General features: G+C 34.6%; 12 protein-coding genes and 1 pseudogene. 7 read left to right on the top strand and 6 right to left on the bottom strand.

Annotation, left to right across the window (positions count from 1 at the left end):
• Positions 1-435: 435 nt before the first annotated feature.
• Genes KQI38_RS00310 through KQI38_RS00300 form a run of 3 tightly spaced genes read right to left on the bottom strand, consistent with a single transcriptional unit; the run spans position 436 to position 4,714 of the window.
• Positions 436-2,166, bottom strand: coding sequence for an ABC transporter ATP-binding protein (locus KQI38_RS00310; RefSeq protein WP_216554156.1), 1,731 nt, complete (start codon positions 2,164-2,166; stop codon positions 436-438).
• Between the two features lie 55 nt (positions 2,167-2,221).
• Positions 2,222-2,506 (bottom strand): CXXX repeat peptide modification system protein, encoded by a 285-nt coding sequence (locus KQI38_RS00305; RefSeq protein WP_216554154.1) that lies wholly within the window; start codon positions 2,504-2,506, stop codon positions 2,222-2,224.
• Positions 2,507-2,545: 39 nt separating this feature from the next.
• A complete protein-coding gene (locus tag KQI38_RS00300) occupies positions 2,546-4,714 on the bottom strand; it encodes a radical SAM peptide maturase, CXXX-repeat target family (RefSeq protein ID WP_216554152.1) in 2,169 nt (722 codons plus the stop codon).
• Between the two features lie 469 nt (positions 4,715-5,183).
• Here KQI38_RS00300 and KQI38_RS00295 point away from each other — a divergent pair, with 469 nt between their 5' ends.
• From KQI38_RS00295 to KQI38_RS00260, 7 genes and pseudogenes are all read left to right on the top strand, one after another.
• Positions 5,184-5,597: a BlaI/MecI/CopY family transcriptional regulator gene (locus tag KQI38_RS00295; RefSeq protein WP_216554150.1), complete on the top strand. Its 414-nt coding sequence runs from the start codon at positions 5,184-5,186 to the stop codon at positions 5,595-5,597.
• A gap of 1 nt (position 5,598) precedes the next feature.
• Positions 5,599-6,762, top strand: coding sequence for a M56 family metallopeptidase (locus tag KQI38_RS00290; RefSeq protein WP_216554148.1), 1,164 nt, complete (start codon positions 5,599-5,601; stop codon positions 6,760-6,762).
• Positions 6,749-7,030: a hypothetical protein gene (locus KQI38_RS00285; RefSeq protein ID WP_216554146.1), complete on the top strand. Its 282-nt coding sequence runs from the start codon at positions 6,749-6,751 to the stop codon at positions 7,028-7,030. The genes KQI38_RS00290 and KQI38_RS00285 overlap by 14 nt, the downstream gene beginning before the upstream one ends.
• A gap of 285 nt (positions 7,031-7,315) precedes the next feature.
• Positions 7,316-7,990 carry a response regulator transcription factor gene (locus tag KQI38_RS00280; RefSeq protein WP_216554144.1) on the top strand — a complete coding sequence of 225 codons (675 nt, stop codon included), beginning with the start codon at positions 7,316-7,318 and terminating at the stop codon, positions 7,988-7,990.
• The gene (locus tag KQI38_RS00275; RefSeq protein ID WP_216554142.1) at positions 7,968-8,630 is read left to right on the top strand and encodes a hypothetical protein; all 663 of its coding nucleotides are present in this window, start codon (positions 7,968-7,970) and stop codon (positions 8,628-8,630) included. Before KQI38_RS00280 ends, KQI38_RS00275 begins: the two co-directional genes overlap by 23 nt.
• A gap of 39 nt (positions 8,631-8,669) precedes the next feature.
• A pseudogene (locus tag KQI38_RS00270) lies at positions 8,670-9,422 on the top strand (sensor histidine kinase).
• Positions 9,423-9,588: 166 nt separating this feature from the next.
• Positions 9,589-10,062, top strand: a complete 474-nt coding sequence (locus KQI38_RS00260) for a hypothetical protein (protein WP_216554139.1) — start codon at positions 9,589-9,591, stop codon at positions 10,060-10,062.
• Positions 10,063-10,522: 460 nt separating this feature from the next.
• Here KQI38_RS00260 and KQI38_RS00255 read toward each other — a convergent pair whose 3' ends face one another.
• Genes KQI38_RS00255 through KQI38_RS00245 form a run of 3 tightly spaced genes read right to left on the bottom strand, consistent with a single transcriptional unit; the run spans position 10,523 to position 14,069 of the window.
• Entirely contained in the window at positions 10,523-10,792 is a 270-nt protein-coding gene (locus KQI38_RS00255; RefSeq protein WP_216554136.1) for a helix-turn-helix domain-containing protein, read from the bottom strand.
• A gap of 12 nt (positions 10,793-10,804) precedes the next feature.
• Positions 10,805-12,628 (bottom strand): VirD4-like conjugal transfer protein, CD1115 family, encoded by a 1,824-nt coding sequence (locus KQI38_RS00250; protein WP_216554134.1) that lies wholly within the window; start codon positions 12,626-12,628, stop codon positions 10,805-10,807.
• Between the two features lie 7 nt (positions 12,629-12,635).
• Complete coding sequence (locus KQI38_RS00245) at positions 12,636-14,069, bottom strand: DUF3991 domain-containing protein (protein WP_216554132.1); 1,434 nt, start codon at positions 14,067-14,069, stop codon at positions 12,636-12,638.
• Between the last annotated feature and the right edge of the window lie 82 nt (positions 14,070-14,151).

Below are 14,151 nucleotides of genomic sequence, written 5' to 3'. Positions count from 1 at the left end.
GTCAATAGAATTATTTTTTATATATTATATTTTTAACCTGTAGTATTATTTACATACGAAACAGTACAATTTCTTTCTGTTTTGAGACGACTATACAATGGAACTTTCAATGTATCTGATTACTTTGATGCAACTACGTATACATGAAAGAAATGGATCCACTTTTATGGATCCATTTCTTTCATGTATACCTGGTGATGTTATTTCCTACGAGAAGAGAATTTACAAGTGCCAGCGCAGTCACCAGAGCAAGTCTTTTCACAACCACCATAGCAACCGGTGTAACAGCTACCATAGCAAACAGAGCAACTCGCTAAAGGCTGCATAACGCCAAATCCAGATATCTTTTTTGTATACTCCATATTGCGACACTCCTTTCCTAAATATTTATTAGTAACTTAACATCTATAAGTTAAGTCTAACAGCATTGTAATACTACACCTGTGCTTCTGAAGCTGCTTTAAATAAGTTTGAAAATATTTCGCAATTTTTATATAAATGATTAAAATCACCTTGAGTAATGATTTTGCCATCCTGTAATACATAAATACAATCACTATTAACTATCGCATTTACTCGGTGACTGATTGATAAGACAATTCTATCTTTACTCATATCCTTCATAATATTACTTAATAGTTTTTCAGACTTGCCATCTAAATCAGACGTTATCTCATCAAATAACATAATTGCAGACGGATGAAGTATAGCTCTTGCAAAACTTAATTTTTGTCGCATTCCACTAGATAACAAATCACTATCTTCATATAGCATTGTATGTAATCCATCAGGTAAAGTTAGAATAAAGTCTTTTAGCCCAACTTTTTCACACACTTCAAGAACACTTTGCTCACTATCATCGGAATACAACCGAATATTTTCTAAAAGTGAATCATTAATTACAAAAGGTTCTTTTTGGACATATGTTATAAAACTTCTAATATAATGTGCAGATAAATCACTATAAGAGAAACTATTCAATCTAATGCAGCCGGATTGAGTTTCATAAAAGTACATTATCAATTTTAATAATGTTGTTTTACCGCAACCATTTTCTCCAACAAGTGAATAATAGCCATTTTTCTCTATATCTATAGATAATCCGCTAATTACTTCTATGTCATTATATTTAAAAAAAATATTATCAATATTCAATGTAATTTGATTATTTTCTGTTTCTTTTATTAATACTTCATAATTATCTTCTGGTGCAGACTTTAAGGTAGACAATCTATCCAGTGCAACACTAACTGGTTGCTCATTTAACTGAATTTTTTGAATAGTATTTATACTACTAAATAAGCGATTAGTGTATATGTTAAAAGACATCAATGTGCCTATAGTTAGTTCGTCATTTAGAATAAGTTTAGCTGCTAAGTATAACAAAAGAAAAGAAAATATATTTTGTGACAAATCATTAAGCGTACCAATAAATGTATCCAATATTGTTTTATCCTTGTCGCTTTTGTATGACCTATCCAGTAATTGTTTAAATTTATTACTCATTGTATTTTCAAGTTTGAATGCCTTAAAAGAAGATATATTTTTGATAGAATTACAGATGAACGTATAATATTGATCGTCAATTTCCTTACTTCTTTTAAAAAACATCTTCTTTTTGTTTCTAAATACATAGTAAATAGTTACAATCATTGGAAAAAATCCAATTGTAATTAAAGCCATTTTATAGTTTATTAAAAAAATAAAAACCAATGGAATAAAAAAATTAAGTGCTATAAAAATAGTTGTAGTTATTAATTCAACGTCATAACTAATAATTGTAGATATATCCGAGGTCAAATTTGATACCAAAAGACCAAAATCAAAGTTTTCGACATTAGATATCTTGGTTTTAAGAAGCTTTGTAAAATAATGTTTCTGATGGTATATGTTGATTTTATTGCCAATGTTTACAGAAAACACAGATTCTAAAGAAGAAAACAAAATAATGGAAATTGTGATTACAGAAAAATACAATAAATACATCATTGTCTGATAAAAATTTTTAGAGGTAATAGCATCTATTAATCTACCATAAATGATTGGTGAAATACTATTAAGAGTAATACCGAGCATAATAATAATGAGCAACTGTGCGAGTTTCCCTTTAAAACCTTTTAAATATGTAAATGCCTGTTTTTTGGTATTATTCTTATTTTTTTTCATAATGCTATTACCCCTTTCCCCGTACTTATTATGGGTTAGTAGAACAAGAAAGTTATTATTCCGCACGAAGTGTCACCTTACCGGTCTTGAAGTCTAAATGAAAATAATAGCCTTCTTTTTCTTGGATGTCATACTTTTCAGCGATTTCTGCCCAGTAATTTTGATAATCATGCTCTAATTGTGTATAATCCTTAATAAAGCGCTGATATAAATCTTCATTACGGATAAGTTCATTATTCTCACAAACTAAAATTAAGTTGTTTAATGCTGCTCGTTTTTCATAAAAATCTTCAAAAGTGTGTATTTCTTGCATTGATATTGAAGCTTCAGTATTTGACATTATTTTCCCTCCTTTAATATGGATTCATCTTGTGTCTATTTATGTGTTAATATGAAATCCTAGCGTGGCTTGTGTAGCCTGTTCGTAAGCTTCATATGGACTAATGTAATCAAAAGGTTGCAACTTTCTCAGTTTAATTTCCGGATAAACTTCTAAGATGTGACTTTCGAAAATTGTAGATACATGATACTCAATTAAAGACGGTTGACATTTATAGTTTGGCGGAACATTTACTTCCCCGGTACCAATTTTATTATTGATAGAGCATCTTGTACAATGTGTTGCAAGGCAATTTTTACACAAAGGAGCATAATTCCATGAATATAGGTGTTTATTTTTTACTTCCAAAGTCCTCTCGTATACATTTCCAACCGAATTTCCTCTAGCAAGATATTCATGTGGACAAATAAAAAACTCTCCATTTGGTGCTAATGCAAAATCAGATTCACCTGTCTTGCATGAAGTTTGTTTTACAGTAAATAAGACATCTGTTATTTTATTGAATTCCTTCAACGGTCCTTCATCTATCCATGATTTTTCAAGATAATCACAGATAGTTTTCAATTCTCTTTTATAAGTAGGTATATCAATATCATATTTAAATCCCTGCAAATTTAAATTGATTCTATCGGTACTATTAAATAGAGATATAACGTAAGTCGATAGATTTCTAATATCATTCCAATTCACATTTAATATGACATGATCTTGATGCGCACAATTAACCGAAATAGTCTCTTTGTCAAAAACAAATATACAGTTTTTTTGATCTTTTAGTTGATTATAAAATTTTGCCGAAACTATGTGCGTAATTCTATGCTCATTAAAACCACTGAATAATGATAGATTTAAATTATTCTTAGAATGTAGGAAAACAGGTGTAAAGAAGTTAGTTGCACAATAATCGAGTCCAGCTTGAATTGTAGACATATCCATTTCTTTATATAAAAAGTTATAATCATCAGAACATGATTCGCAAAAATCTGTAAAGTTTGTATCAAGCACAAAATACATCTTCTTGTATTCATTTTTATAATCTTCACGTTCTATATTTTTTTCATTATATAATCTATTGAAATAATAGTTATTTGCACGTACTCTTGCTTTATGCATTTTACATATCGCTTTAGAACGTTGAAAATTTGTAGGAGTGGTGGCGGAATCATATGATTGACCTTGACAAAACATACAACCAACCGCAATTTCACAATTCATACATTCGTCATCACACTGCATAGGATATGTAGATACTCTAAAGCGAAGAACTTTATTAAAATCTATTCCATTATCAACATCTCCAATTATGATTTCTTCTTTATCACTTTCTAATGAATAATCTTTGTACCTTAAACAAGGATAAATTTTTCCAGATGGTCCAAGAGCAACCATTCTTCCTGCGCCGCATACTGGTCTAACCTGATGCTCATCTGACAACGGTTTTCCAATTGCCTCATCAAACAAAGAAACGTAGTTATCATTATACAATTCATTGTCAATCATACAGTCAGCAAGCTTTTTTAGTTGGTTTTCAAATATCTCATCATCCCCATCATGCCACACATCTTCAAATACAACATTTGCACTAATATCATTAATTCCTAGACCCCACAAATGCAAAATGCTTTCTTTCAGTAACGGCAAATCATCATGAGCAAAAGTAACTTTCGTCGTACCTGGAAATTGTGATAAATACAAGGGTATATTCTTTGCAATTATATCGTACGATCCTTTTCCGCTAGGGAAGACACGTTGTAAGTCATGTTTTTCTTTAGTTCCATCTATCGTTATTGTGATTGAAAGTTTATCATGATTCTTTTGTATAAATCTTTGTACGCTTGGCGAAGAATAATTGATACCATTTGTTGTAATACTAATTCTATAATTCCACCACCATTCACTGCCAGATATGTAAGACTTCATTTTAAAATAATCAACGATTTTATCAATAAGATCAACCTCTAAAAAAGGCTCTCCACCTATAAAGCCTAGAATAGCACCTGGTTCTCTTGTAAAAGTATCCGAAAACAAGTAGTCAATAAACTTTTTCGCAGTATCAAAACTCATCACTTTGTCTGCTTTTTTATGGCAAATATAGCAATACTTGCATCTTAGATTACAGTCCTCAGTAACGATGAAATCAATGCTCTGCGTATTTCCTCCACCCCATTCAGGGCTTTTTGTCAACGAAATGTTTTTACAATCCTCCATTGTAATCCCCCCATCTGTATTATTTATAGTTACATAGCCGAGTTAAAAAGCAGTTATTGTTAATAGCTTTGAATTAGCATAGAAAAGAGCATACTCCAATTGTATTCACTACCTTGTTTACTCTAAATAAAAATAGAGTAATCTCTTTGAAAGATACAGGGCTGTTTTTAAGTCTTAGAATAATCAGGAGATTATCTTTTCTTCTTTAAGTAAGACAAATACATCTTCCTTCCTAAATAAGTCTTGTCCAAGTGTTTATTTCGAATGAATAAATATATTCTAAATACAATGATTGTATTTAGAATACAATGTCATTAAATCATATATTTTCTATTTTGTCAAGTATATATAAGATATTTCTTATAATTTAATAATACCTTAGAAGTTGACATATTCTACTTTTATACTTATAATAAAATTAAAAATTAACAATAATTTAGACATTTACTGTATAAAGGGAGAATTTTAAATGCCAAGACAAAATAATCATTTTAAATTAACTGAGAGAGAATTAGATATCTTAAATATCTTGTGGTCTGCCAAGAAGCCGTTGCTGGCTTCCGACATCCCCAAGATAGATAATTCTATAAGTATCAATACAACACAAGCTGTTTTAAGAAAATTACTGAAAAAAGATCTCATTGAAGTTGCGGATATTGTTTATAGTGGAACGGTTCTTTCGCGTAGCTATCGACCAACCATAAGTTCAAATGACTTTTCTCTGCAACAATTTATCAACCAGTTTCAAAATCTAAATAAAAGTATTTCTACACCCAGTATTGTTGCTACACTATTAGAACACGAAAAAAATGAAGAAGTTGTCATAGAGGAGCTGGAAAAAATGCTTAAAGAGAGAAAAAAGCTTCTCGAAGGGGAGGATTGAAATGTTCTTTTCCTTTACCGCTTTTATAACTGTTCTATTTTTTAGCAGTGCATTGATTATCCTAATGTGGTTTTTCTTAAAAAATAATAAGCTAATCAGGGAAATTGGAAGCGGTTCCTTATTTCTCTGTATAGCAGTTATTATGATTAGGTTGTTGATTCCGTTTGAATTTACTTTTGCAAATAATTTAGCTTTTAAACGGGTGCTTCCGAAAATTATTTTTTTCTTTGAAACACCATTAATAACGTTAGATGATTATAATGTCTGTTTCCGACATATTTTATATCTTATTTGGTTAATAGGAATATTTATCCAATTGGGTAAAATGCTCCAATCATATAAACGTTTTAAGAGGATAATAGGTAAATTATCTGTAGTGAAAAATAGACAGATTCAAGACATTTTACAGAAGATACTTCAAAACTACAACAAACCAGTAAATTTTAAAATTATTCAATCCGATATTGTTTCTACTCCCATGGTACTTGGGATTCGGAAACCATGGATTGTTGTTCCTCAGTTAGAATTTTCAGAAAACGAGTGGCTCTACATTTTAAGTCATGAGGTCGCCCACTACTATCATGGTGATTTATTGATTAAAATAGTTGTTGAGTTTTTATGTGTCATATATTGGTGGAATCCTTTTATATATTTGCTAAAAAGACAAGTATCCAAAATGCTTGAAATACATATAGATCTTACTATTACAAAATCAATGGATGAATTGGAACGAATTGAATATCTGGAATGCCTTTTAAAGATAGCAAAATTTCATGCTAATAAACACTCGAATAAGCTAGCATTAACTTTTGATAGTGAAAGTGTTTCTGTTCTCTCGCAACGGTTTCGTATAGTTTTGGACAACTCAAAACAAAAAGAAAAATTCAAGCTGAAAAATACTTTCCTTATGGTCGTACCCGTATTTCTTTTAGTTGTTTTATCTTTTTCTTTCGTATTTGAGCCGTATTTTATATCTCCAAATGATGCTTCCGATACGGTTGAGCTTACAAATGAAAACTCATATTTAATTGAGAATCAAGATAATACTTATGATCTTTACATTAATGATCAATTTTTTGGTACTGTCAATGAAATTAAAGATTCGTATTCGAATCTGCCCATATATAAAAATATAAGAGAGGTGCAAAATGATGAGAAAAATTAGAAAGAAAATCTCTGTATTTATTATCTCAATTTGTATTGGCACAGCCCTTTCATCCATTGATGTATCTGCTGCCAGTCTAGATACAGTACAAACAAAAGCACAATTCAGTACAGTTGTTCAGATTACAAAAAATCCACAATCTGATCACTTAATAACTCCATTTTCCGATATCATTGGCTGGAGGTATAAGTCAGTAAACGGAAAAGTATATAGGCGCCAATATAATTACTCAAAAGGAAAATGGATTGGGGAGTGGGAGGCTTGTTAAAAAGAAAAGTGAACAAATCTTATTAAATGAAATCCACGAATGGTATATACCATTCGTGGGTTTCATTTGTTGTAATCTAAATCACATTCTATATTATTTTAAATCAAAGACTTATTAAATATCTAATCACTCATACTATTAAACTTCTTTCTACACATTTATGACTCAGAAAAATTATCCAAGCTATAACCTTGTATCATTCCAATTGATAAAGTACAATAATTTTAAATCTACACATTCACTACAAATACTTATGCTACATTTTTAAGTCAAGGAGGTGCTATTATGCAAAAAATCTTAATCGTTGAAGATGATTTGGATATCCAGGAACTTTTAGAAAATCATTTATGCGAATCTGGATATGAAGTTTGTTCAGCAAAAGATGGAATTGAAGCAATTTCACTTTTTGAGAAAAATAAGTATGACCTTGTTCTTTTAGATATTATGCTGCCTAAAATTGATGGGTATGGTGTGTGTGAATTAATACGTCAGCAATCACAGATTCCCATTATAATGCTGACAGCTTTAGATAGTGAGGCAGACCAAATCAAAGGATTCGACTTACAAATTGACGATTATGTTACTAAGACTTTTTCCATGCCAATATTAAAAAGAAAAATAAATGCCCTTTTGCGAAGAACATCATCTTATAAAATCGTCGAACAATATCTTCATTATAATAATATATTACTTGATTTAGAGGGTTATAAGGCATATGTTGAAAAAAAAGATATTGATTTAACCGCAAAAGAATTTGAAATCTTACGAGAACTTCTATTAAATCAAGGAAGAGTATTTACGCGTAAAAACCTACTAAATATTTTGTGGAATTATGATTTCTGGGGCGATGAACGTATTGTTGACACTCATATAAAAAATATACGAAAAAAGTTAGGAACAGACATTATAGAAACAATCAGAGGGGTGGGATATAGAGTTGCTAAAGAAAATAAAAAATAGTCTGACTGCTCGAATATTTATAGTGACTTGTTTATTGCTGATATTTACAAGTAGTATTACCTATATTTTTATTAGTGTAATGACACCTGTTACTTATAGTTCAAAATTAGATCGTACATTAGAACAGAAAGTACATCATTTGATAGAAAAATTAGAACAAACAACACTGGAAGATAGTAGCACTATTTTTGACAGATTTCTGATGGATAGTGGAGCAACGATTTTTTTACGCTATCCAGATGGTTCAATTACACTTCCTCCTTCAAATCTCGTAATCGACAGCAGCTCTGACCCTAACATTGCCATAGGTAAGGAAAATGAGGAAACGATATACATTGGAGATGGCAAAATTATTCCTAATACACCGCATGATATAACTGCGGCAAAAGAATATTCGTTTTCCTTCTCTCAATCTGATACACAATATACTTTATTGGTAAGTGGTAAAATGGGTACAATAAATCAGGTAACATCAGTACTTCTACAAATTTTACCTTGGCTGATTCGCACCATTGTTTTGATTTCCACAATTGCTGCATTTTTCTATTCTCGATATATTACTAAACCAATTGTTTCAATTAGCAATATCTCAAAAAAAATGTCACTCATGGAGTTAGAATGCCGGTGCGAAGAAAATTGAAAAAACGAAATTGGTGTGTTAGCAAATAGCCTTAACGAAATGTCCCAAAAACTATCAGCTGCACTTTCTGAATTGCAGTCCGCGAATTTGTCGCTACAGAAAGATATTGACCGCGAGCGTGAATTGGATAAACAGCGCATGATACTTTTCTCTGCTGTATCTCATGAGCTAAAAACGCCTATTACAGTATTACAAGGTCAATTAGATGGAATGCTTCAAAACTTGGGTAGTTACAAGGATAGAGATAAATATCTAGCTCGTTCTTTATCTATCACAAAGGCAATGGAAAGCATGGTACAGGAGATCGTAACCATTTCTCGTATAGACTCTCCTGATTTTACATTACACATAAAAAAATTTGATTTATCTGAGGTTATCAGAGAAATCATTACAAAATATATTGAAATTATAGAACAGAAAAAAATGAAATTAGAAATAAATATTGCAGATGAACTTATTATAGATGCTGATAAAAAACTAATAGAAAAAGCTGTAAGCAATCTAATTAATAATGCAATAAGTTATTCTCCTGATGGAGAAAAACTTATAATTCATTTGTATTCCCGGGACGAAAAAATACAATTTTCTATATGTAATACAGGATCTCATATTTCTGAAAAAGCATTGCCATAATTATTTGATGCATTTTATCGTGCTGATGACTCTCGTAGCAGACAAACAGGAGGAAGTGGACTAGGACTATATTTGGTAAGTCGTATTCTTAAACTACATAATGGTACGTATCAAATTAGAAATACAACATCGGGTGTCGAAGTTAGTTTTTCATTATAGGATTTATCGTAAAAAATAGAGCTTGTTTTATATCGCTCCACACAAAAAACATATTTGCTCCATATGTAATCCATTTGACTTTGTTATTCTATAAATGCAACGAAAATTAAAATCATTTGAAGCAAAGTTAAATGATTTAAAACTAATTTGACAAGGAGTTGACTTTATGAAGTTTAAAAAAAATAAGATTGCGTATGCGTTGCTAGCACTCATCTTAATAGCGTGTGGCACGACCAGCGTATTGGCATCATCAAATACAAAAGTTGGGGTTGTTAGCGAAACAGATGCTTTTGTTATTGGCAAAGATAAAGAAGCCGGCGGTCAGAATAAAATAAGCTTTGACAATGGCCAAACTTGGATAAGCGAAAAAGATTTTTACTCAAAAGTCGATACTGATAATGTTGAGTATTGGACGTATGATGAATATAAAGCTTACACTAAACAGGTTGAGAGAGATCTCATGAAAATGCTTGCTGCTAGTGAACCTGATCTGACACAAGCTGATATAGATCAATGGATTAAAGATTCCGCCGCAATGCTAGAGTTCATTAAAAATGGTACAAAACTATCTAAAGACAACAACAACCAGATTATGACTTCTACTTTAGATAATAGCAATATTGGTACAGCTGAAGATTAAATCTATTCAATAATTTCGAATGATTTTATCGTTGCTTGAATAAAAATCCACTATATCAAACTGTTCAAGAAAATCAATTATATGGTGGATTTTGTTCAATTTTTTATGACATGGTTCTGAAAAATCAAAGCCGTCGTTTCGTTTACTATTTTTATATATCCCTAAAAATAAACGACTATTATTCCCGGGAATAAAGTACAGAATCTTCATACTGTAGATAGCCCGATAGATAAACTAACAGTAGAGTGATGGTATATTCGTTTAAACCATAAAGGATATTCATCATTCACTGGACCTAACAAGACAACCTTGCCGTTTTGTAGAATATATTCTTCTTTCTCTGTTGTTAAATCTCTGTTAGAGTGAGATGTTCACCTTCATGGTTCACCGTGACCCCTCCTATGGTCCATAGAAAAAAGAACAGACCTCTCCCCTAGCGGAAAGGTCTGCTTTTACTATCTCATTCTGAATCTTTCTGAATAAGATAAAACATATTACTGCTTTTTCCTCCGTTTTCCCTCCATCTCTGCTCCTTGCGGAGATAACCGCTCCTTTCCAGATCAGAAATGGCACGCTTGATAGTGCTGCGAGACAACCTCAGCTCTCTGGCAATGGTACCAATCGCCGGATAGCATTTGCCGTCCTTATCTGCTCTGTCAGCGAGATACATATAAACAACTCTCGCGCGATGCGGCAACTCAGAAGCGTATAATGAGGTAAAAATACCCACAGGCTTCACCTCCTATTCTATTCGAACGGATTTCTTTGTCTGGATATCCGGTACTGGCTCTCGCATCAGTGAATGAAATATTCCTCCTGATGAAGTCACTACCGCTTCAACGTCTTCGGGAATGTCCTCACAGGTCGCTTGTCGGCGAATAATCTCCTCTTCCACTTTTCGGCGGTCGGCATACTCCACCTTTCTAGCAGACTTTTCTGCAATCTCATACGATTTACCGAAGGTAATCCCCCACTCAAGGAATAGCTTCAGCCTAGTGCGTATAGGAAAGGAACCGGTTTTTGTGACAATAAAATGTCCTTTTGGCATGGATTTCAGCTCATCTGGCGTCATCAGTGACCTCTCTATCATCTGTAGTGATTGACTCGGATCATTTTTTCCTCTACTAACAGAGCCACTCATAACGGTCTTACTGCCAAGAGACTTTGACAGTATCTGTGCAGATTCACTGTTAGGCGCAAAGCCGCCAAACACCGTATCCTGACAGTTATCAATAATAATAGCAGCACCTTCCTTTCCGTAGTTTTTCTCAAGCTGGGCGAAACTCTGTATTATGGCAACAATAGATACACGGCGGGAACGGCTGGCTGAAAACATCATCTCTGCAGACTCGATTTTTGGGATAGTACCAATCTCATCTAAGAACATCATTACACGATTCGGAAGCTTACCACCATGCTCATCAGCCACCGACAAAATCTCACGGTATAGTTGCTGCACAATCAGACTGATGATAAAATACTTAGTGCTATCTTCCTCTGGCATTACAAGAAAGATAGCACTTTTTTGCTTACAAAATTTTTCAGCATCAATTGCCGTATCAAAACATAATACCTGCTCCAGCTCAGAATCCAAAAATGAATTAAGTCTGGACAAGGCGGTGGAGAGAACACTTTGCATAGCTTGCTCAGCTGTATTAAGAGCTGCGCCTGCAAACCACTTTGTTTTGTGTTCATCTGGCAAACGAGCAAGAAGGAGCTGGAATAAGGTTCTTCCTTTAACACCGCTGGGCGCCAGTAAATCCTGAATGAGTTTAAACACAGATACGATATGCCGCTGTTTTGGTTCACAGTATTCAGCAATCAGAAGGATGACTGAGGCTAGCAATCCTTCTGCTGCATCATAGAAAAATGCATTTTGCCCCGCCGCTGCCGAATCAAAACCTCCAGAATTGATAATGGTCTTAGCTGTGATTTTGGCATACTTTTCTGCTCTGGCCTTTAGGGCCAAATTCTCTGGCTCTTCAAGATATAGGTCCATATATCGGTTTACCAGATGAAGCAGATTGTTACCGTCTGAGCGGGTTGGATTTCTTAAGTCAATAACTGCAACATTGTAACCGTAATACTCTTTTGCGATACTGGCATAATTACGGTAGAGGTCACCTTTGGTATCAGTTGTGATAAAGCTCATACCACAAGCACAGGCGTATTCCAGATTAGGATAAAGAAAGTTAGCAGTCTTACCGACACCCGCTGCACCGATCATAAGGCAGTGGATATCGTCGTCGTCCACCAGTGCGTAGCCGTGAGGAGCCGTTTTATCAAACAGTGAGGCTTTTCGCCAGCCAATAACAAGCCCCTGCGCTGTTGGAAGATTTTCTCCTTTTCTCCACTTCTCTGGTTCATATGGAACTTCGGTATAGGTCTTTTTTATCTCCTGCTTTGTTGCCCAGCGTGCGGTTCCGTGTTGTCCGTCACCAACGGTCTTGGACTTGATTCCGTTTAATGTGTAATAGTGTGCCAAAAGCGATAAAAAGCCAATGACGCCGAACATAGTCAGCGCCACAGCAATCAGAATAATGATTTGAGATGCTTGCAAGTTCATCCCTCCTTTACACGGTCATGATAAAATTTACATTCTGCTCCAGGACAGGAAGCATAGTTGGTATCTCCATCTCCACAAACATCCATGCTTTGACACAGTCAAGAGCAAGACGAAGATAAGAACGGCTGAGCTGGTTTTGATCTTCTACACTTCGGATTCCTGGGGTATTTCTCTGCTTCTCAATGTCTGCCAGATCCCTACGGATATCCTCAGCCTTTGTTCTTAACCATCCCCTGTCCTCATGGGGACGGTAGCTGGTTTGCAGTTTTCTGATAAGCTGATTTCTTGTTACAGGACACTCCATCTGCCGGCATTGATTTTCCAAAAGCAGCAAGGAGCCTGCTGCCATACACTTCAGGCACTTTTTCACTGCTTTGGCGTTTTCACCGACTGTCTTTCCCGAAGTCATCAATGGCTTCACGACTTCTTCACATTCAGTAATTAAAGAATGGATATCTTTGTATACGGAAAGCGACTCACACAAAACAGATAATTCGGCACAAATATAGGGGAGAAGTTCCAGCTTAGGATGTTTTTCTGCTGGAATAGGTAAGATGCCATGTCTGGCTTTCAAATCCTCATTCCAATCCTTATAGGTCGATTGTAAAACAGACACGTCTGTATAGTCTTTTTTAATCAGAATATCCTTCAGCCGTCCAACAGCTTCAATACCTGCCTCATCATGATCCAGACATAGCACAATACTTTTTAAATGTGGATTTAACTCCAGTTGCCTGACCATGGCATGCTCTGACACACCATCCAGCGTCACATAGCTATGCTGTTTCCAATTCTTCGGGTAAAGCGTAATAAATGAGAGCATATCGACCGGAGCTTCAAACACATAAAGAGTGTCGCTTTTTCCAATCCAATGAAAGCTATACCGTGGATCACTGCCTTCCGCATTCCCCTTATATGTTTTCCCATTCGTGTAGGTACCGCGTTTGTGAGCGTGTCTGGCAATACCATTTTCATCTCTGCCCACAAATACTGCATTATGATATTCCTTATCCTCATAAAGCAGGTTTTCATGGGCAAAGTGAGACAGTACCTCATTGCTGATGAATCTTTGCTTAATGAGGTAGGCAAATACTCTTCTCATATCCTGACTGGCTTCCGGCAGCATAAATTCTTTCCTGGGAGGTGGTGCGCTTTTGTCAGTCTGGTTCCACTCCACGCCAGACTCTCCGCCAAGAAGCAATGTCACGGCATCAGGAAAACTCAGGTCATAAAACTGCTGTACGAAATCAATCGCATGACCTCCTTCCTTGCGGGAATGACGAAACCACTCATTGCCACGCACTGTGACGCTGTCATATCGCTTCCAACGCCATTCTCGTCCAGAACGGACGAGCTGCTCTCCCTGCCGCTGGAGGAAATCCACCAAATCTACGGAGTTTGCACGCTGCTTTTGCTCCTCTGTAAAATGTACATAAGCCATACTGTATCCCCTCCTCCATCAATGTTTGCGCTTTCCGCAGTGCCTAAAAAAAGCCACCCGCTGATAAACGGGTGACCTGTTA

It is taken from the genome of Tissierella carlieri, assembly GCF_018917285.1.
GTDB lineage: Bacteria > Bacillota > Clostridia > Tissierellales > Tissierellaceae > Tissierella > Tissierella carlieri.
This window is presented reverse-complemented; position numbering and strand designations above follow the sequence as displayed.

Coding starts and splice junctions, on each gene's coding strand:
- KQI38_RS00310 (WP_216554156.1), bottom strand. CDS start 2,166: ATGAAAAAAAATAAGAATAATACCAAAAAACAGGCATTTACATATTTA.
- KQI38_RS00305 (WP_216554154.1), bottom strand. CDS start 2,506: ATGTCAAATACTGAAGCTTCAATATCAATGCAAGAAATACACACTTTT.
- KQI38_RS00300 (WP_216554152.1), bottom strand. CDS start 4,714: ATGGAGGATTGTAAAAACATTTCGTTGACAAAAAGCCCTGAATGGGGT.
- KQI38_RS00295 (WP_216554150.1), top strand. CDS start 5,184: ATGCCAAGACAAAATAATCATTTTAAATTAACTGAGAGAGAATTAGAT.
- KQI38_RS00290 (WP_216554148.1), top strand. CDS start 5,599: ATGTTCTTTTCCTTTACCGCTTTTATAACTGTTCTATTTTTTAGCAGT.
- KQI38_RS00285 (WP_216554146.1), top strand. CDS start 6,749: ATGAGAAAAATTAGAAAGAAAATCTCTGTATTTATTATCTCAATTTGT.
- KQI38_RS00280 (WP_216554144.1), top strand. CDS start 7,316: ATGCAAAAAATCTTAATCGTTGAAGATGATTTGGATATCCAGGAACTT.
- KQI38_RS00260 (WP_216554139.1), top strand. CDS start 9,589: ATGAAGTTTAAAAAAAATAAGATTGCGTATGCGTTGCTAGCACTCATC.
- KQI38_RS00250 (WP_216554134.1), bottom strand. CDS start 12,628: ATGAACTTGCAAGCATCTCAAATCATTATTCTGATTGCTGTGGCGCTG.
- KQI38_RS00245 (WP_216554132.1), bottom strand. CDS start 14,069: ATGGCTTATGTACATTTTACAGAGGAGCAAAAGCAGCGTGCAAACTCC.